Consider the following 19605-nt stretch of genomic DNA (forward strand, 5'->3'; position numbering starts at 1 on the left):
TTACCTTTCATTGGTGGACTCCGTCGGAGAAAGGGGGGCTGGGACGGCGCTGTCGAGCTCGCGTGACCAGTCAATGGCATTGATGAAGACGCCGAGCGGATTCTTGCGCAGCTGATCCGTATTGCTTGGCGAGCGGATCACGATCGTGAGGATCGCAGTCCAGCGCATCGTGCTGGCAAGGCTTCCGCGCTCAAACACCTGCTCGGTCCATTTGACCTGGAATGAACTTTCGGAGGCTCTGACCACGCTGGTGACCTGTACCGAAACACTGCGCGTTCCGATCTGACCGAAGGGGTCGTTCGCCTTGGCGTATTCGTTGAGGAAGAGCGCTGCGCGATCGCTAGCAAAGTCGTACGCTGCCAACCAGTTCTGCCGAACCAAAACCGGATCGGTGGAAACGGAACGGACATTCTGGATGAAGCGGCCGAGATGCCAGGCGATCTGAGCATCCGAGGGCTCATAATTCCGGACCGCCGGCGCGACGGCGCGCGTCTCGCCGAAGCCATCGACCTCGACGACATAAGGCACGACACGGCTTTGCATCGACTGCCATACGAGTCCGCCGGAAAGCCCGGTCGCCAAGGCCAGGCAGCCAAGGGCCATGATCCGCCAGTTCCTGGCCTGCAGTCGAGATGAGCCGATGCGCTCGTCCCACAGTTGGGCGGCTTTTTGATACGGCGTGACCGGTTCGGGTGTTTTGCCGTAACGGTGCACGGGTCGCTTGAAGAGCATCTAGTCATCCTTGTCGTTGAGAGAGGGGTTGGCGCTGCCTCCCGGCCGGTCTCCGTCTCGGACAGCTTGCATGGCAGCGTGGCGATTTGCCCGGGCGGTCTGTTCAGAACGTAGGCGCCTTGCCCACGTCGGCGCCGAAACAGTGGCCGAACCGGCAGAGCGTTCGGTCATTGACGCTGTCGGCGCGCCGCCGGTCGCGGTCCACGCGGCATCGCGCCCGGCATCGGCGTTGCGCCCAACACTTGCAGTGGCGGATCGCGCTATGCGTATAGCGGCGCCGCCAGCTGCACTGGTTACACCATGCATTCCAGCAGCCACACCGGAGAGGCCAGCGTCGGGCGAGGTTGCGCGCCCGATCTGCCATGACGTGGAAGCAGCCGATCCCATTGTTGTGCCGGCTCGGATGGCGGCGAGACCGCCGCTGGTTGCCATACGCGCGCCAGCAAATGCTGTGCCTCCAGCAACGAGTGATACACCCGCTGCCGCCGCGGTCGTGCCGAGGGCGGCGCCCGCCCCAAGCTGCGGTGCGCCTGAGACAAGACCCGACGCGATCCCCGGCCCAAAAATGCCAAGGCCAAGCAGTGCCAGTGCGCCCAGTACCTGGGACATGGCACCGGCAAGATCCGGCTCCTTGCCTTGCAATGCGGAAGCGAACTCCCCGAAGAGCGTGGAGCCGATACCGACAATGACGGCGAGCACCATCACCTTGATGCCTGACGAGATAACATGGCCGAGCACGCGTTCGGCCAGGAACGCTGAACGGTTCCAAAGTGCGAATGGAACCAAAACAAAACCTGCCAGCGTGGTGAGCTTGAACTCTAGGATGGTGATGAAAAGCTGGATGGAAAGGATGAAGAAGGCGATGATAACCAGGAACCAGGCCATCAGCAGCACGAAGATGGTCAGTGCGTTGCCGAAGATTTCCGGGAAGCCCAGGAGCTGACTGGCTTGGTCAAGCATTGGCCAAGCACCTTCGAAACCGGTCGCGGCAATGCGGCCCGGGCGCAAGAGATTGTCTGCCGACAGATTGCCGGCCGACGCCTTAATCCCGAGACCGGCAAAAGAACGATAAACGATATCGGCGAGGTTCTTGAAATTGTTCAGAATGAAGGCGAAGACGCCAACATAGAGCACCTTGCGGACAAGCCGGCCGAGAACGCTGGTTTCGTCGCCGAGCGCCCACGCCAGGCCGGCAAGTGTGATGTCAATGCCGATCAGAATGGTAGTGAGGAAGGCGAGGTCGCCCGATAGCAGACCGAACCCGCTGTCGATGTAGCGGATGAAGGTCTCCATGAAGCGATCGATGACGCCAAGGTCGTTCATGCCGCTGCCTTTCTCGTCGTGATGAACTCGTGATTAATTGCCGGGATAAGCCGAGCCGGTACCCAAGAACCGCTTCGTCATCTCGCGGGCGGCTTCGTCTGACTGGGCCTTGCGGGCGGCATCCTCGGCCTCAGCTCGAAACTGCGTTGCGAGCAGCGTCTGGATCTGCATCTGCTGTTTTGTCGAAAGCGCCATCAGCTGGTTGGTGGCCTGGCTTGCCTGAAGCGCACCGGCCGCCCCTTGGCTGCGGTTGACGAGATCGGCGAGCAGATCGCCGTCGGCGCGGACGTTCTCGACGATTTGCGACTGGACACCCATGGTCTGGCGGAACGCCTGCATGGCGGTTTGCCAACGCTCCCGCGCAGCACTCGCCACATCGCTGACTTTGATCGTGGCGTCGTAGCTTTCCGGATATTGGCTGCGCCACTGGTCTTGAAGCTTGCCCAGATCAAAGCTGAGGCCACTCGCCTGGTCCATCAAGCCGTCGATGCGATGGAGCGAACCGGTGAGTTGGCCAACGGAAGAGAAATCCAGACGCTGAAGATTGCGCGCCATGTTCTGCAGCATGGTCGCCTGATTCTGCAGCGACTGGATTTGGTTGTTGATCTGCTCCAATGCGCGCGCGGCCGTCAGCACGTTCTGCGCATAATTGGACGGATCGAACACGATAAGGGCGTACGCGGGCTGCACATAGTCGGCCATAGGCTTGGCGATCAGGGAAACGGTGATCAGGCCGGAGAGAAGGCGTCGCCGCATCATGAGAATTGCTCCTTGTCTGGTTGAGGGAATTGCTTGAGAAGTTCGCCGGCCCAATCGAGGCCGCGCGCGATCAGGAACTGCGAGGCAAAGCTGCCTTGCCCGTCTTCGGACATGATCCTGTCGATCAGAGTCTGCGTGGCCGGATCGGAAGCACCGCAAAGCGCAAGAGCGATGGGGCCAAGCTCGAGCTCGAACAGACGGTTGCCGCGGCGCGATTGCAGATAATACTGACGCTTCGGCGTGGCGCGGGCGATCAATTCGATCTGCCGCTCGCTTAAACCGAAGCGCTCGTAGGCTGTGCGCGCCTGGGGTTCCACGGCACGATCATTGGGAAGGAAAATGCGCTGCGGGCAGCTTTCGATGATTGCCGGCGCTATGCCAGAGCCCGCGATATCAGCCAGCGACTGCGTAGCGAAGACAACCGACACGTTCTTCTTTCGCAGCACCTTCAGCCATTCGCGGATGCGGGCGGCGAACAGCGGATTGTCGAGATAGACCCACGCCTCGTCGAGCATGATCAGCGTGGGCCGTCCGTCGAACCGTTCCTCAAGTCGCTGGAACAGATAGGTAAGCACCGGCAGCAAAGCGCCTTGGCTGTGCATTAACTCCTCGGTCTCGAAACACTGCACATCCGACAAGGCCAGCCCATCATGATCGGCATCGAGCAGGCGGCCGAAGGGACCGTCGAGCGTGTAGGGCATCAATGCGGTCTTCAGCGCATTGGATTGAAGCAGGACCGAAAGACCGGTCAGTGTGCGTTCCTGCGCCGGCGCGGTGGCAAGGCTGGCCAGCGCTGACCAAATAGCCTCCTTCACCTCCGGCGTGACGGTGACGTTCTCGTGGGCAACAAGGCTGGCGATCCATTCGGCCGCCCAGCTTCGGCTAGCCTGGTCGTTGATGCTGCGCAGTGGCTGAAAGGCAAGGGAACCGTCCGCTCCTAGCGCGTGGTGTTCTCCACCCATGGCAAGTGTTGCAGCACGGGCCGAATTGCCTTTGTCGAAGACATAAACCTGGGCGCCGGCATAGCGCCTGAACTGCAGAGCAATCAGAGCAAGCAGAACCGACTTGCCGGCGCCGGTCGGACCAACAACCAGCATGTGGCCGACATCTTCGACGTGGGTGGAAAGCCGAAACGGTGTCGACCCACTGGTCTCGGCAACGAAAAGCGGTGGCGCTTCGGTTTGGGTGACTTTCGCGAGATGCTCGTTTGTCGCAGGACCGGCCCAAACCGACGACAGCGGCATGAGATGGGCAAGGTTCAATGTATGAACGAGCGGTTGGCGAACGTTAGCGTAGACATGGCCAGGCAATGAGCCGAGCCAAGCCTCGACCGCATTGACGCCTTCTCGGATCGTGGTGAAGCCGAGCCCATTGATGATGCGCTCGACCGCGCGAAGCTTCTCTGCAGCGGCTTGGCGATCCTCGCCCCACACCGTCACGGTGGTGGTGAGATAGCCGAAACTCACATGATCACCGCCCAATGCCTGAAGGGCTTCGTCGGCATCGAGCGCCTTGTTGTCGGCATCGTTATCGACAAGCGGGACCGGCTCGTTGGTAATGACCTCGCGTAGGATTGCCACGATCGATTTGCGCTTGGCAAACCACTGCCGGCGCAATCGCGTCAGCGTCTTCGTGGCTTCCGTTTTCTCGAGCGGAATGAAGCGCGTCATCCAGCGATAGGCGAAATCCTGATGATTGAGGGTATCGAGGATTCCGGGCCGGGTGAGGTTCGGAAAGCCGAGGATGGTCAGTGTGCGAAGATGCTGCTCACCCAGCATCGGCTCCAGGCCACCGGTAAGCGGCGCATCGACCAGGATTGCATCCAGATATATCGGCGTTTCCGGGGCCATGATAGGATGGCGACGAGGCGAAATCGTGCCGTGGAGGTAGGTCAACGTCTGAGCATCATCGAGGACGCGTACTTCGGACATGAAACCCGAGAAGAGATCGAGCACGCGGTTGGTCTCGTCACGGAACCTCGCCAGATCCTGGCGCCAGTCTCTTTCTCCTCGGGAATAATGAGAGTCGACGAGCGCGCTTTCTGCGCGCGCCTGGGCGTCCGGCGGTGGCATAAACACCAAGGTCAGATGATAGCGGCTCTCGTAGTGCGCTACCTTCCCCTCGAAAGCAGCGCGGCGTTCTTCGTCGACCAGCCACGACGCGGCGTCAGGAAAATGCGAGTTCGGATAGCCCAGCGCTTCTGTGCGCTCGGCCTCAAAGAACAATGCCCAGCCAGAGCCAAGGCGTCTGAGAGCATTGTTCGCCCGGGCGCAAATGCCGACGAGTTCAGCCTCCGTCGCACTTTCGAGATCCGGGCCGCGGAACCGCAACGTCCGCTGAAAGCTGCCGTCCTTGTTGAGCACGATGCCGGGCGCCACCAAGGCAGCCCAGGGTAGATGGTCGGCAAGCCGGTCGGCTTTGCTTCGATATTCCGAAAGGTTCAGCATGCAAGCCACCCCTTCAGACGTAGGTGGCGCACAAGCACGCTGGCGAAGTCCGGATCGCGTCTTGCGGCAAACACCGCTAACGAGTGGCCTGCGATCCAAAGCACCAGACCAGCAATCCATTGCTGCAAGCCGAAGCCAATGGCCGCGGCCACTGTACCGTTGAGGATCGCCACCGCGCGCGGAGCCCCGCCGAGCAGGATCGGCTCGGTCAGCGCCCGGTGGACCGGTACTGCGAAGCCCTCGATATGCTGCTCCCCGGCGGCCATCAGACGAGCGCCCCACCACCGAAGGAGAAGAAGGAGAGGAAGAAGCTCGATGCCGCGAAGGCGATTGACAGACCGAAGACGATCTGAATCAGGCGCCGAAAACCACCGGCGGTGTCGCCGAAGGCAAGCGTCAGGCCGGTGGTGATAATGATGATCACCGCAACGATCTTGGCGACCGGTCCCTGCACGGACTCCAGGATCTGCTGCAGCGGCTGCTCCCACGGCATGCCGGAGCCGGCGGCATAAACCGGGGCCGTGTTAAGAAACGCGAGCGCTGTGGACGAAAGAAAGCGAAGCTTCTTGCGCATGAGGAAGGCCTTTCAAAGCTGCTGGAGTTGCGAAAGCGTGAGCGGGGCAACGGCGTAATCGCCGCTGCCGTCGAGACCGGTGACCTCGGCGATTGCGTCGATGTGGCGCGACGAGCCGCGTCCCGCTATGAAGACGATCAGATCTATCGCCTCAGCGATGAGCCGGCGGGGAACGGTGACCACCGCTTCCTGGGCGAGTTGCTCAATGCGATAGAGAGCCGAGCGCGCGGAATTGGCGTGTACGGTAGCGATGCCGCCTGGGTGCCCGGTGTTCCATGCCTTCAGCATGTCGAGCGCTTCCGCGCCCCTCACCTCGCCCACGATGATGCGGTCCGGCCTGAGCCTCAGCGTCGAGCGCACGAGATCGGCAAGGGTGACCGAGCCCCGCCTTGTTCTCAGGGCAACGCAGTCCCTGGCCGCGCACTGCAGTTCGCGTGTGTCCTCGATCAGGATCACCCGATCGTCGCATTCGGCGACTTCAGCCAGCAGAGCGTTGGCGAGTGTTGTCTTCCCCGAGGAAGTGCCGCCGGCGATCAGCATGTTGCGCCGCTCGCGGACGGCCTTTTTCAGCGCATCGGCCTGCAGCGGCAGCATGATGCGTTCGGCAACATAGTCGGCCAGGGTGTAGACTTTCGCGGCGGGCTTGCGGATGGCAAAACATGGCGCCAACACCACAGGTGGCAGCAGGCCTTCGAAGCGTTCGCCAGACGGCAATTCGGCACTGACGATCGGGTTGTCGGCGTGCGCCTCGGCGCGCACGTGCGAAGCAACCAGGCGGATGATACGTTCTGCCTCGGACGGGTGCATGTGAACGTCGGTATCGACCCGACCTTCGCCTAACCGGTCGAGTCGCAGCGCGCCGTCGGGATTGACCATCACCTCGATGACGGACGGATCGGCCAGGGCTTCGGTGATTGCCGGACCCATGGCGGTGCGCAGCATGACACGCCGCCGGTGGTCGGCCTCGGGATGAGAGCTCATCCTTCCCCTCCCCCACCATTGTCTTTGCTAAGCGACTTTTTGCCGGAAGCGATCTGGCGGCCGACCTTCTCAACGAATTTCTCGAAACGCTCTTGGGCAATAGCCTGCGTTGCCCGATCCGGGACCGGCGTGTGGGCGTGAAGGGTGATCGAAAAGCGGATGAAGAGCGCCAGGCTCTCCAGGATCACCTCGGAATCGCGCCTGACGTGGGCAAGATCGCGGGAGAGCCGGTCAAGCCTTACGCCGTAGCGCCGATCGAACTCGCTCTCGCCACGCCGCTCGATGAACGCCTCGATCGCCTTCGCCACGATCGCTGATTTGGTCGTTGACGGATCGCGACTGAGGTTGTCCAGTTTCTCGCTGAGCTCCGGCTCAAGCAGAAACTGATGGCGAATGCGGTGCGGCTTCATGCGGCTCGTTCCGACGGCCCGGCGTTGCGCCGGCGACGGGAGAAGCATCGGCCAGACGCTCAAAATTGCTTATGGCCGTTATCTACGCTGAGGTGCGCTCTGCAACTCAGCGGACTTCAGAAGCCGGGAATGACATCGTCGCCCCTGCCCTCGTTGATACCGTAGGCGCGGGCCGCAGTGGAAATCCGATCCATGACACGCTTGTCCGCGAGCGCTTCGCTGTCATCGTCTGCGGGCTTGTACAGATCGGCCTGATCGGGCTCTTGAGAGACAACAACGTCTTCTTCGGGCAGGCTTGGATGGCGTTGCTGCTGAACGCCTCCCTCGTCTTCAACTGGCGCGTCGGCGCTTTCCTCGTCCGCAGCAAGTCGGCTATCGACGCTGCACACTTGTCCAGTCCAGCCGTCCGGGCGTGATGCAGGGCAGTCCGCATAGGGTCCGTCGTGCAGCACCGGCGCAGGCAGCACCCGATCTGTGAAATTCTGATCCTGATAATAGCGCAGCTTCTTGGCGCGGATCGGCGGCAACCCAGAAACCAGGACCAATTCGTCTGACGGCGGCAATTGCATCACCTCGCCTGGCGTCAGGAGCGGGCGCGCGGTTTCCTGGCGGCTCACCATGACATGTGAAAGCCAGGGCGCAAGCCGATGGCCCGCATAGTTGCGCATCGACCTAAGTTCGGTTGCGGTGCCGAGGGCATCCGAGATGCGCTTGGCCGTGCGTTCGTCATTGGAGGAAAAGGCAATTCGCACGTGGCAATTGTCGAGAATAGCATTGTTCTCGCCATAGGCCTTTGAAACCTGGTTCAAAGATTGTGCGATCAGATAGGAGCGAATGCCATAACCTGCCATGAAGGCGAGCGCCGTTTCGAAGAAGTCGAGGCGACCGAGCGCCGGAAACTCGTCCAGCATCATGAGCAGCTGATGCTTACGGCTCTTCTTCGGGTCCCCCTCCAGACGCTCCGTCAACCGCCTGCCGATCTGGTTCAAGATCAGTCGCACCAAAGGCTTGGTGCGCGAGATATCCGAAGGCGGCACGACCAGATAGAGCGACAGCGGTCGCTCTCCATCCACTAGGTCAGCGATGCGCCAGTCGCAGGACGAAGTGGCCGCCGCGACCGTTGGATCACGATAAAGCCCAAGAAAGGACATGGCGGTCGAGAGGACGCCTGAGCGCTCGTTTTCCGACTTGTTCAGGAGTTCGCGAGCCGCCGAGGCCACTACGGGATGGACCTGAGGGTTATGCCCCGTCCCGAGATGGTTTGTCGTCATCATCCGCCGTAGCGTTGCGGCAAACGAGCGTTGCGGGTCCGACAGGAAGGTGGCGACGCGGGCTAGCGTCTTGTCCTCTTCAGCGTAGAGCACGTGCAAAATGGCGCCAACTAGGAGTGAATGGCTGGTCTTCTCCCAGTGATTCCGTCGCTCCAGCGCGCCCTCGGGATCGACGAGGATGTCGGCGATGTTTTGAACGTCCCGGATCTCATCTGGGCCTTTGCGCACCTCCAGCAGCGGGTTGTAGCGTGCCGATCTCGGGTCGGTCGGATTGAACAGAAGGCAGTACGAGAATTTCGACCGCCAGCCGGAGGTCAACTGCCAATTTTCGCCTTTTATATCATGAATGATGGCAGACCCGGTCCAGGAAAGTAGCGTTGGAACAACCAGCCCCACGCCCTTGCCCGAACGCGTCGGCGCAAATGCCATGACGTGCTCCGGGCCGTCATGGCGCAGATAGCGATCGTTCAGCCTACCGAGGAAAACGCCCGCCGGCCGTAACAACCCTGCCGTCTCGACCTCATGAGTCGTGGCCCACCGTGAAGACCCATAGGTCGTAACCGACCCGCGCTGTCGCGCGCGCAAAAGCGAGCCTGCGATTGCGGCGGCACAGCCCAGGAATCCGCTGGCGCCTGCAAGCGTACCGGCTTTGTCGAAGACCTCCGGCGCATAAGCATCGAAGTGGAACCACCATTCAAACAGCTTCCACGGCTTGTAGATTGGCCAGCCGGCGAAGAGAAACCATGGTGCGCCGAGAGGCGTCTGGTAGGTCAGCATTTGAGCGCACCATTGGGTTGCCGTCCATACGCCGATAATGACAATTGCGCACACAACGGCGATCTGCCCGATCAGTAGCTTCGTAGGTGTCATCGGCTTGGCCCGCTGAACAACGCGACCTAGCATCGCGCGGTGCAGCCGGGACAGGAATGTTCCTCACATACGATTTGGGAGCAATGAACGACTTCCTACTATGCAGGTCGGTCAGCACGCGTGTTGCGCCTTCACGCGACACCATCCTCTCCATTCACCCTGAGGCCCGGCGCCGCCGACAGTTGCGTGACCGCTCCTCCGCAAAGTTATCTTCTGCGTTCAGGGAGCCAGGGCGCCTGGGCTGGCTGATGAACACCGTCCGCTCGCGCATGTGGGGTCGAATTGATTTGTGCCCAAGTGGAGGCAGGCTCATCATTCAACAGTTGCCGCAGTTCCCCTGGCTCGAACGCCATCATTGGTGGGGAGGCAGGCTCGTCTTCCAACAGTTGCCGCAGTTCCCCTGGCTCGAACGCCATCATCGGTGGGGAAGCGGGTTCATCCTCCAACAGCTGCCGCAGTTCCCCTGGCTCGAACGCCATCATCGGTGGGGAAGCGGGTTCATCCTCCAACAGCTGCCGCAGTTCCCCTGGCTCGAACGCCATCATTGGTGGGGAGGCAGGCTCGTCCTCCAACAGTTGCCGCAGTTCCCCTGACTCGAACGCCATCATTGGTGGGGAGGCAGGCTCGTCTTCCAACAGTTGCCGCAGTTCCCCTGACTCGAACGCCATCATTGGTGGGGAGTCAGGCTCGTCTTCCAACAGTTGCCGCAGTTCCCCTGGCTCGAATGCCATCATCGGTGGGGAGGCGGGTTCATCCTCCAGCAGCTGCCGCGGCTCTTCCTCGTGCGGCAAGCGCCTCCTTAGCCGGTCTTGCAGCGCCTGCCGATCGGCAACGAGGTTGTCGAGGGGCAGCGGCTCGTGGTCTGGCCGCTGCCCTTTCACCAATCGTTCAACCAGCGCCCACGTGCCCTCCAGGACAAATACGCCGCAATCATAATGGTTCGTCTGTCTGGCCATGGGGGCTGGCGCCAAGGTAGCATTCAGCAGTCCTGCGAGCTGTTTTGCAGGCACGTCGTTATATCCCTCTCGCTGGAGGGAGTCGTAGTGATAGGCGAACCGCCTTTCGGGGTCGCGGCGATCAACGAGCAGCAGCGACCAATGGGTGCCGGGGCTAGTAGCCGTGCCATTATTCACTGGCAAGAACAGGAAGTCGGCTGTGGCGTTGTTTTGATTATAGATGGACTGCAATATGCCTCGAGCGTCTTGCGGCGACGTGTGTCGCAGTAGATGGGATACGGAAGGATCCACCAGCCGAGTCCGGGCAGCGAGCGCCGGATTGATCCCCTGCAGTTGCCGCTCCAGCAAATTGTAATCTCTCTGGACATGGGCGTCGCTCAGCCATTCGGCGGCGCCGAGCACCCGCCCCGTTGCAACGTTGGACGGGGCTGTCGGATCGAGCGCCCCGATCTGAGCCCCAGAGGAACTGGTCGTCAGTGTGGTCACATCAACCAGTGGAAGGCCGCGGTAGGTGCCTGGCAGCTTAGCGGTTGCTGGCGAGGCGGGTTGGGGAGCTCTTGCCGGTGCCGCTGGCCCAGCTTCAGCAGCGGCCCCAACGCGCCTGGTGACTGCGTCTGCCGGATGAGCAGCAAGGACAGTTTCGCGCCCGAGCACAATGCGCGGCAGGATATCCCGGAGGTGAGCCAATGCAGAACCGATACTTAGTCTATTACCATAGGAGACAGCCTTGAAGCTCTCAACATCTTTATCCAGCGATTTGTCGTGAATCCGAGCGGCAATCCCAGGCTTGTTATTTTGACGCAGATACTGGCTAAAATGTCTAAGAAAATTTGTATAGCCGCCCACGGTATCTGGATTCCGTCCGGTCGCAGGCGCTGCCAGGTACTCCTTGGTCGAAGCGGCTCTGTAATCTCTAATGAGCTCGGCATCGTCAGGATAGGGGATCACGAGAGGGCGACCCATAATCGGGGCTCCGCTTGTCGACTTCTTGAGGTAACGCAGTGCGCCAGCCACGGTGGAGGAACCACCCGTACTCTCGTACTCCTTGAGATCCTGATCCAGCGACGAATGGTAAAGCCGAGCAGCAAACCCTGGCTTGTTGTTTTGAAGGAGCCACCGACTAAAGCCGAAAAGAGAATTTACATTGAAAGTGACCGTGTTCGCGCTGGCCTTACCCGCGTGGAATGCTGCCCTCAGCCCTTCGATAGCGGTCGCATCGTTGGAATAGACAGGACGCTTGTCGGAACCGTTGGGGACTACAATTGGACGATCCGGCTGCACTGTCGAGGACATCGAACCACCACCTCCGGGATGCGGTGCTGGGGTGGATTCGTGTTCATCCCTCTGCCTGACGAGCTGCGCCTCAGATTCCGGTGTAGCCACCTTATGAGGATCCTGCATCGGTTCGATCCCCTCCATCTCCTGCTGCAACCAAGCCAAAGCTTGGCGAGCGGCGGCTTCATCAACCGCGGAGGATGTCTCCACACCTCTGGCGGACGCCGGCAGAGCCTGCTCCGCCCGCCGTCGAAAGAGCTCTGGCGAGGCGGATTTCTCCGCCCACAATCTGGGCTGCGTAGCGAGTCCCCGTCCAGATTTATGTGGCACCGCCTCGCTTGGCAGCGGGCTGCTCCTGTCCCGTGCAGCTACCAGCCCCTCCGGGGCGCCCTGGTCGCCGTGGCGCCAGTTCAAGTGAGGGACGGCCTCTCCAAAGTCGGGTGCTTGGTGTTGGTGCGCGGTTGGGGCGAGAGACAATGGTAGATCGGTGCCCTCCTTATAACCTACCGGCAGGAGCTCCTCTGGCCAATCGAATCCCTGCTGTGGTGCGGTATGCTGAGCAGCGTCGCCACGGGGACGAGCCTCCATGCTGACCGCGTTTTCCAGATGACTCCCGAGTATAACGCGCGGCGGGTGCTTGCGGATATAAACCAGTGCAGATTCGATCGGAGCTCCACGAGTAGAGGAGGCGGCCTTGTAGCTCTCAACATCTTTATCCAGCGATTCATCGTAAATCCGGCCCGCAATCCCGAGCTTGTCATTTTGACGTAGGTAATGACTGAAATGGTTAAGAGCAGTTGCGTAGCCGCTCGCGGATCTGAAATGTCTAGTGAGCGCGGCGTCGTCAGGATGGGGGTTCAGGACAGCGCGACCCACAATCGGGGCGGCTCCGCCTATCGGCTTCATCAGTTGACGCAGTGCGCCAGCCACTGTGGAGGAACCACCCCTACTCTCGTACTCCTCGAGATCCTGGCTCAGCGACGGATGGTAAAGCCGAGCAGCAAACCCTGGCTTTTTGTTTTGAAAGAGCCAACGACTAAAGCCGAAAAGAGAATTTGCGCTGCGAGTGACCGTGTCCGGCCTGGCTTTACCCGCAAGGAGTGCAGACTTCAGCCCTTCGATGGCGGTGGCATCGTTGGAATAAACAGGACGCTTGTCGGCACCGTCGGGGGCCACAATTGGACGATCCGGCTGCACTGTCGAGGGCATCGACCCATCGAGATGCGGCGCTGGGGTGTATTCGTGCTCATCCCCCTGCATCGCGAGCTGCGCCTCCCGTTCCGATGTACCCACCTGATGGGCAGGGAGTTGCATCATCGCGCGAGCGCCTGAGTCACCAACCTGACCTGGTTGCCGCTCAGTGACAGCATGCTGCAGATTGCTTTGGATCCTCTGCCTCTTCGTTGGTCTCAACTCACCTTTGCCATGCGAGCCATTGACGAGGACATCCTCGCCTGGTGCACTCATCAACTCATCCGCCGCCTGCAATTCGCCCAAGTGCTGCTCAAAACCGGCTTGGCCGGCTTGTCCGCTTGCTCGTGCGGTACGGCGTGCTGCACCTGCAGCCAAGCTGCTACGATGAATGTCCAGTTTGTACGGGTGCACGCTAGCCTCACTTCCACAGATCACATGAGCAACCTACTCAGGCAAGCTTTCGAAAGGCTGACGAGGTCCGCCGCCGCGGAAGGCGAAGGCTGGTTTTCTGCTCAGCGGTTGACGGCCTAGCGTGTTGCGGCCGCGCCGGGTATCACGCCAATCAATCTGAATAGTCGATGCGTCAAACGAACCAGGATAGGATTTTCGTAGCGGGGCTGCTCTACTCACTCTTGTCCTGAGGTAGAATTCAACCATATCGCCGAGCAACTGGATGCCGATTGGATACCCGATCCGGAAAGCTTCAGCTCATATGTGACGCGAGGATGAGAATCGTGGCAGCTCCAGACCGACGGGCTGCCACCCACAGCGGCGATGACCGACGAGGGTCTTCTATTGCCAAGGTAATCGTCCGTTCGGGGACCTATGTGTTCCTATGCTCGTCGAGCGGATCGGGTGGGCCGCACCGCCGTAGCGTTACGGCGAGCGGAAGCGGCGTTGGGTGCGGCTTTTCCCCTGAACGCTTCACACCAGGCTGATAGGGGATCTTGCAATCGCACACACGCGGTCTGCAGGCGTGCCTATCAAGCAGTTTGCTCAGACCAACGTCGCGGCGAGCCTATCCTCAATACGCAGCGCAAGTCCTAGACTCCACGATCGTCCTTCGGTGCAGATTTGCTCGCGCCTCGCCCTGATTACAGCCGATAAGGCGAGCTAACAATTGCAAGAGCCACAAGCTACTCCAGCTCGATCGGTTTGCTGTTCCAGTCGGGCGGGGTCTGACCGAGAATGTTGCGAACGAAGAAGTCTAGGAGTTTGCGCTCGGTGTAGGTGCCTAGAGTATGGTGATTGGCACCAGGAACGTAGACAATGTCAAAATCTTTTCCTGCCTTGATGAGTCGATCGGCAAGCTGGAACGAGCAAAACGGATCGACATTATCATCCATTTCGCCGACCGCGATCATCAGCTTGCCCTGCAGCCTGTGAGCATTGTCAACGGCGGAGGATTGCGAATATTCAATGCCGACCGGCCACCCCATCCACAGTTCATTCCACCAGGTCTTGTCTATCCTGTTGTCGAAGCAGCCGTTTTTGGCGACGGCGACCTTGTAGAAATCGGGGTGAAAGAGCAGCGCGCTGACTGCACTCTGGCCGCCGGCGGATGCGCCAAAAATGCCGACGTTGGATATGTCGTACCATGGATATTGCGCGGCCGCCGCCTTGTGCCACAGAATGCGATCGGGAAATCCTGCGTCCTTCAGATTCTTCCAAGCAACATCATGGAAGGCGCGGGAGCGGTTGTTGGTGCCCATGCCGTCGATCTGAGCAACGACGAAGCCCAGCTGCGTGAGCGGCTCTGTCCACCGCGAGAAGGATTTTGGGACGAAGGAGCCGTGGGGTCCAGCATAGATATTCTCCACAACCGGGTATTTCTTCGTCGGGTCGAAGTTGGCTGGCAGGTGGAGCACACCCCAGATGTCAGTTTTGCCGTCGCGCCCCTTGGAATGGAAACTGAGCGGCGGCTGCCAGCCTGCGGCGACGAGCTCGGAAATGTCGGCCGTCTCGATCTGCTGGAGCTTGGCATTGTCGCTGGCGCGGTAGAGTGCCATGCGCGGGGGCAGATCGATGCGTGACCAGAGATCGACATAATAGCGCCTGTCAGGCGAGAACTCGATATGGTGGTTGGCCGGTTCGGGCGTCAGTGCAGTCAGTCCCTTGCCGTCAAAGCCGATGCGGTAAGCATGGACCCAATAGGGGTCCTCCTGCGAGTTCATCCCGCTCGCCTCGAACCAGATCTGACGCTTCACCGGATCGACATGGTTGACCCTCCGGACGACCCACTCACCTCGGGTGATCTGGTTTTCGAGCGCGCCTGTCCGGCCGTTGAAAAGATACAAATGCTCATACCCGTCGCGCTCTGATGCCCAGATGATCTCCTTCCCGTCATCGACATCGTAACGGAAGATTTTTCCGGCATCCTCCTGGCCATGCCCCAGCGGCAAATAATCCACGAATGTCTCGCTGGTCTCATCGATCAGGGAGCGCCCGCGGCCCGAGGCGGCGTCTACCTCGACCAAGCGATAGAGCTGATGCCCGCGCTGGTTATATTCGAAAGTGAAGCCGCGGCTGTCCGCCCACCACCGGAGAGGGGAAAGTTCGAAGACGTTCGAGAAGAGGGCACCGTCAATCACGATCTGGCGCCGGCCGGCAATGTCGAACAGGACTGGTTGGGGCAGCGGAAGGACATCGCCCGGCCTGGGATAGAATATTGTTGAATATTCCCGCTCCAACTGGTCCGTCGATGAATTGAGGTAGCGGACCTCTCGCCTATAGCCGGGGCGAACAAGGTAAGCGGCGAGGTGGCGCGAGTCCGGCGACCAGCTCAGCGTCGAAAAGACGTAGCAATTGCCTTCGGCTCCGTCCCGGCTCAGAGGAACATCCTGCAATCCGTCCTCGCTGCGCAGGAAAACGTTGCAGTTCTTGATATAGGCGATCCATTTGCCGTCGGGCGACGCGTTGGTCTTGTCGGGGTTGTTCTCCGCTGGCGGCGTGTAGCGGTGGCTGAGCTCCCTACGGTCCCCTTTCCTTGCATCGAATGTGGTGCTGGTACAGTCATAGCTTGCAAGGTCGCAGCTCCACCGGGTGTCTTCAATCTGGAAGTCGAGCCTGCGACCATCCTCACTCAGTTCGAAACGGTCGAACGGAAGATTGCCGGCTTGATAGCTCTCATGGCTCACCTTGTTTAGCGCTGCCGCCAGACGCGCCTGATCGAAAGCGGGCCGCTTGAAACCCGTGGCAGCATCGACCTGCATGAACTGCTGCTCGCCGTGGCTAGTCCGGCGGTAGACGAAGGCTTCACCCCCGGTCAGCCAGAAAGGCATTTTGGGGACATTGACAGTGAGCCCGCCATATCGATCGTTGATCGTAAGTGCGCGCTTGAAATCGGCCGGCGCTAGCGTCGGGTGTAAACTTTTCGAACCCTTGGCCAGCGTCTGAGTTGCCGATCGCCATGCCGCGCGCGTCAAAGCGCCGATCCTGGACATACCTGTTCACTTCTTTCGGTTTTCGGAATGCTAATTTTGAAGTTGGGTTCTCGTCGCCGGTCTGCAGCAGCGCCGAGCGTCGCCTTGGAGGAGAGCCAGCACGCGGGTGCAGCCAGGCACGCGCAACAGGGGCGCTCCTTGGACATCCAGGCACTGGTTCGGGTGCCGATTGAAGAGTTGGCGTCCGTCGCCGAAACAACCAGGAAAGAGCGTCCATGCAGCCCTGACGCGACTATTTCCCCGCGAGTATGGCCGCTTGCTTTTCTGCATCATCTGAAAGGTCCTGCTCTAGTCGGGCCGGATGTCACCCCGGCAGATTGTGCTATTTCGACAATCTCCGAGCGATTGCCGCCGGCCCATGACGAGGTTTACCGATAGGGCGCAATATGCGTGCCAAAGGAAAAGCGGTTTAATACACGGCAATCCGCCTATGTCGCATCCCCAACATCGTCGCACACCGGACAATGCCGGACGATATTGTCCCGGGGCGTCAAATTGGTTTGATGGTGACCCAACAACTGGCGGATGACGATCTCGAAATGCGCGACAACGGCCTCGGTGGACACTGTCGCCGCGCCCAGCACGCTGGCCGCCTGCCCGGCGATGTCCGCGCCCAGGCGGATGGCCTTGGCCACGTCGACGCCATCGCGGATCCCGCCCGACGCGATCAGCTTCACCGTTGGCAGCGCCCGACGCACCGCCTGCACGCTGGTCAGGGTGGGAATCCCCCAATTGGCGAATGACATCGCCACTGCACGGTCGGCGGCATTGCGGGCGCGCTCGCCCTCCACTGCGGCCCAACTGGTGCCGCCGGCGCCGGCGACATCGATTACCGCCACGCCCGCCTCGACGAGCGCACAGGCCACCGAGGCGGACAGGCCGCCCCCACTTCCTTGGCCACGATCGGCACGCCCACGATGCGCGCGGCGCCAGCGATCAGCGCCAGGACGCCGCGCCAGTCGCGGTCGCCCTCCCGGCTGTACCGCTTCCTGCAGCGGATTGAGATGGACGATGAGCCCATCGGCCTCCAGCGCGTCCACCGCGCGACGCGCCAGGTCCAGGCCGTCGGCCTCCCGCAGTTGCGCGGCGCCGATATTGGCCAGCAAGGGAATGTCTGGCGCCAGGCGGCGCAGCGCGCGCGTTAGCCCCTGGGAGTTACGGGATTGCAGGCTCACACGCTGCGAACCGCACATGGCGATCCGCAAGGCTTGCGCTGCCTCGCTCAAATGCCGGTTGATGGCCTCGGCCCGTGGCATGCCGCCGGCCATAGAGCTGATCAGCAGCGGCGCGCGCATAGCCTTGCCCAGCAGCGAGGCGCGCAGGTCGATCTGCGTCAGGTCCAACTCGGGCAGTGCGCAGTGTTCGAAATGGATGTACTCCCAGCCAGCGGCCACCGTGGCCGGCGCCGTTCGCCGATCCAGCACCAGCGAAGCGCGCAGCTGAGCGCAGCCCTCGAATCCGGAGAGAACGCACGGTACGCCGTGCCCCAGCGCCTGCTCCACGGCGGCGAGCTGCTCCGGCGCGATCAGGCCAACGTCGTTGCAATCGTCTAGCCAGAACAGCAGCGCCAGTTCGCGATAGAACGCCACGATCAGCGTTTCGTTCTGCGGATCACGGCCGGTGCGGGCGCTGGTGTCGCGCAGGCTCGGGTGAATGCGTTGCAGGATTGGGGGACGCGTGACGCAGTCAAAGCTCCCCTTGCCAAGCACGGAGCAGGCGAGTGAGAGAGCAGATGAATAGGCGTGTCGCCAATATTTTCGCATTGCTATAATCGATTATAGTTGTGAGGAGCAATTTGAGACCATTTACTTGCGGCTCAAGTCACCCATAAAAGAAGGCAAGCACCGATTCGGTAGCTTATCCCCTGTCTTTCGCGTACTCGCGGCCGTGGCGCCGGGTGAACGATTGAAGACCGCCGGTCTCACTCGCAGGTGGGCGCCAGGGCGTGGGACGGTTGGCAAGCCACAGGAGTAGGACAATGTCGAAGGATTCGGGTAAGGGCGATAATCACGGCGGCGGGCCGGGCAAGATCGAGATCACGATGGTGGTGAACGGCCAGCCCACGCAGGTCGAAGCCAATCCCAACCAGCCGCTTCACGTCATTCGTACCAAAGCCCTTGAGAACACGCAGAATGTCGCCCAACCAGCCGAGAATTGGGAATTGAAGGATGAGGCCGGCAACTTGCTCGACGTCGACAAGAAGCTTGGCGATTTCGGTTTCCCGAATACTGTGACCCTGTTCCTCAGCCTGAAGGCGGGCGTCGCAGGTGCCTAAACCCCAAAGTGTGGATCCGGAGGTCTCCCGAGCGAAGTTTGATCGGGAGATCGGCCGGTTCCGGCCATATGCTGATGTCTATCGGGCTCAGGGCTGCTTCTTGATCGAGGCGACCTTTCCGCGCGCTTTCTTCATTTTCGCAAGCCTCAAGTTAAAACCACGGGTGATCAGCGCAGCGAGCGAGGTCGACTTCACCGACTACGACTTAAGACCACCGTCCGTGGTCTTCGTCGATCCGTTTACGCGTCATCCGATTGCCCGGAAAGATCTATACCTGAAAATGCTTAGACGTCCGCCGCTGCCCGGAACGCCGCCGGAGATGATAGGAGCTCTCATCCAGCAGAACGCCGTGCCGCTGACGGACTTCATCCAGGCCAACAGTCCCGAGGACGAACCATTCCTGTGCATGGCGGGCGTCCGGGAATACCACGACAATCCAGCCCATTCAGGTGATCCATGGCTACTTCATCGGGGTTCTGGCGAAGGCTGTTTGGCCTTCATCCTGGACAAGATCATCAAGTACGGAATCATTCCTATAGAGCAGTTGCAGATTCAACTCCCACCGGCAATCGTAGGAATGGTGGTATCCCCTCAGGCGATACAAGAATGACTGGTTTGAGAGATGTAACGATCGTGACTCTCCCGCGCGGCTGCATCTCGACCACGCATGGGCATCTGCGCTCAGTTGGTCGCGAAGGCAATGAGGGGATGGCGCTCTGGGTCGGCGTTCAGCAAGACCGGCACTTTGCCGTAACAGAGACGGTTATCCCGGCGCAGCGTCACATTCGGACAAACGATGGCGTTTGCGTGATCGTTGCGGCCGAAGAACTGCACCGGCTCAATGTCTGGCTCTACAAAAGCGGCCTGAAACTCTTGGCCCAGATTCACAGCCATCCGGGCCGCGCCTACCATTCGACGACGGACGACGCTTATGCGGTTGCTACCACGGTTGGGTGTCTGTCGCTGGTAGTGCCGAATTTCGCCCGCGAGCCTTTCGATTTTGCTCGGGTCGCCGCCTATCGGCTTGACGAAAAGGCCAAATGGAATGCGCTCCCTCCCGCGGCACTGTCGCGAATGATCATGATATCGAGTTGA

General features: G+C 60.7%; 14 protein-coding genes and 2 pseudogenes. 3 read left to right on the top strand and 13 right to left on the bottom strand.

Features of this window, described 5'->3' with window-relative positions:
* The 13 genes and pseudogenes from trbF to EN874_RS34050 all read right to left on the bottom strand — a co-directional run.
* Entirely contained in the window at positions 1-732 is a 732-nt protein-coding gene (trbF, locus tag EN874_RS08840; protein ID WP_126063930.1) for a conjugal transfer protein TrbF, read from the bottom strand.
* Positions 733-2055 carry a P-type conjugative transfer protein TrbL gene (trbL, locus tag EN874_RS08845; RefSeq protein WP_126057783.1) on the bottom strand — a complete coding sequence of 441 codons (1323 nt, stop codon included), beginning with the start codon at positions 2053-2055 and terminating at the stop codon, positions 733-735.
* 33 nt (positions 2056-2088) lie between these two features.
* The gene (trbJ, locus tag EN874_RS08850) at positions 2089-2814 is read right to left on the bottom strand and encodes a P-type conjugative transfer protein TrbJ (RefSeq protein ID WP_024502854.1); all 726 of its coding nucleotides are present in this window, start codon (positions 2812-2814) and stop codon (positions 2089-2091) included.
* Positions 2811-5261 carry a conjugal transfer protein TrbE gene (trbE, locus tag EN874_RS08855; RefSeq protein WP_126057782.1) on the bottom strand — a complete coding sequence of 817 codons (2451 nt, stop codon included), beginning with the start codon at positions 5259-5261 and terminating at the stop codon, positions 2811-2813. The genes trbJ and trbE overlap by 4 nt, the downstream gene beginning before the upstream one ends.
* The gene (locus EN874_RS08860; protein WP_024502852.1) at positions 5255-5527 is read right to left on the bottom strand and encodes a VirB3 family type IV secretion system protein; all 273 of its coding nucleotides are present in this window, start codon (positions 5525-5527) and stop codon (positions 5255-5257) included. Before EN874_RS08860 ends, trbE begins: the two co-directional genes overlap by 7 nt.
* Complete coding sequence (locus tag EN874_RS08865) at positions 5527-5835, bottom strand: TrbC/VirB2 family protein (protein WP_126057781.1); 309 nt, start codon at positions 5833-5835, stop codon at positions 5527-5529. The genes EN874_RS08860 and EN874_RS08865 overlap by 1 nt, the downstream gene beginning before the upstream one ends.
* A gap of 12 nt (positions 5836-5847) precedes the next feature.
* On the bottom strand, positions 5848-6816 hold the full coding sequence (gene trbB / locus EN874_RS08870) for a P-type conjugative transfer ATPase TrbB (protein ID WP_024502850.1): 969 nt from the start codon (positions 6814-6816) through the stop codon (positions 5848-5850).
* The gene (locus EN874_RS08875) at positions 6813-7226 is read right to left on the bottom strand and encodes a CopG family transcriptional regulator (RefSeq protein ID WP_095488561.1); all 414 of its coding nucleotides are present in this window, start codon (positions 7224-7226) and stop codon (positions 6813-6815) included. Before EN874_RS08875 ends, trbB begins: the two co-directional genes overlap by 4 nt.
* Positions 7227-7342: 116 nt before the next feature.
* The gene (locus tag EN874_RS08880) at positions 7343-9367 is read right to left on the bottom strand and encodes a conjugal transfer protein TraG (protein ID WP_024502848.1); all 2025 of its coding nucleotides are present in this window, start codon (positions 9365-9367) and stop codon (positions 7343-7345) included.
* Positions 9368-9573: 206 nt separating this feature from the next.
* Positions 9574-13095 (bottom strand): Ulp1 family isopeptidase, encoded by a 3522-nt coding sequence (locus EN874_RS08885; protein WP_245454737.1) that lies wholly within the window; start codon positions 13093-13095, stop codon positions 9574-9576.
* An 833-nt stretch (positions 13096-13928) separates the two neighbouring features.
* Positions 13929-16235, bottom strand: coding sequence for a S9 family peptidase (locus EN874_RS08890; RefSeq protein ID WP_127427542.1), 2307 nt, complete (start codon positions 16233-16235; stop codon positions 13929-13931).
* Between the two features lie 515 nt (positions 16236-16750).
* A pseudogene (fni, locus tag EN874_RS08895) lies at positions 16751-17674 on the bottom strand (type 2 isopentenyl-diphosphate Delta-isomerase); the annotation flags it as partial.
* A pseudogene (locus EN874_RS34050) lies at positions 17663-17902 on the bottom strand (hypothetical protein); the annotation flags it as partial. The pseudogenes EN874_RS34050 and fni, both read right to left, overlap by 12 nt.
* Before the next feature lie 311 nt (positions 17903-18213).
* On the opposite strand from EN874_RS34050, the gene EN874_RS08900 reads away from it, so the two are divergent.
* The 3 genes from EN874_RS08900 to EN874_RS08910 are packed head-to-tail and all read left to right on the top strand — an operon-like array spanning position 18214 to position 19605.
* Positions 18214-18510: a DUF2604 domain-containing protein gene (locus EN874_RS08900; protein WP_126057779.1), complete on the top strand. Its 297-nt coding sequence runs from the start codon at positions 18214-18216 to the stop codon at positions 18508-18510.
* Entirely contained in the window at positions 18503-19120 is a 618-nt protein-coding gene (locus tag EN874_RS08905; RefSeq protein ID WP_126057778.1) for a putative metal-binding protein, read from the top strand. The genes EN874_RS08900 and EN874_RS08905 overlap by 8 nt, the downstream gene beginning before the upstream one ends.
* Entirely contained in the window at positions 19117-19605 is a 489-nt protein-coding gene (locus EN874_RS08910; RefSeq protein ID WP_126057777.1) for a Mov34/MPN/PAD-1 family protein, read from the top strand. The genes EN874_RS08905 and EN874_RS08910 overlap by 4 nt, the downstream gene beginning before the upstream one ends.

Source organism: Mesorhizobium sp. M1D.F.Ca.ET.231.01.1.1, assembly GCF_003999155.2.
Classification (GTDB): domain Bacteria; phylum Pseudomonadota; class Alphaproteobacteria; order Rhizobiales; family Rhizobiaceae; genus Mesorhizobium.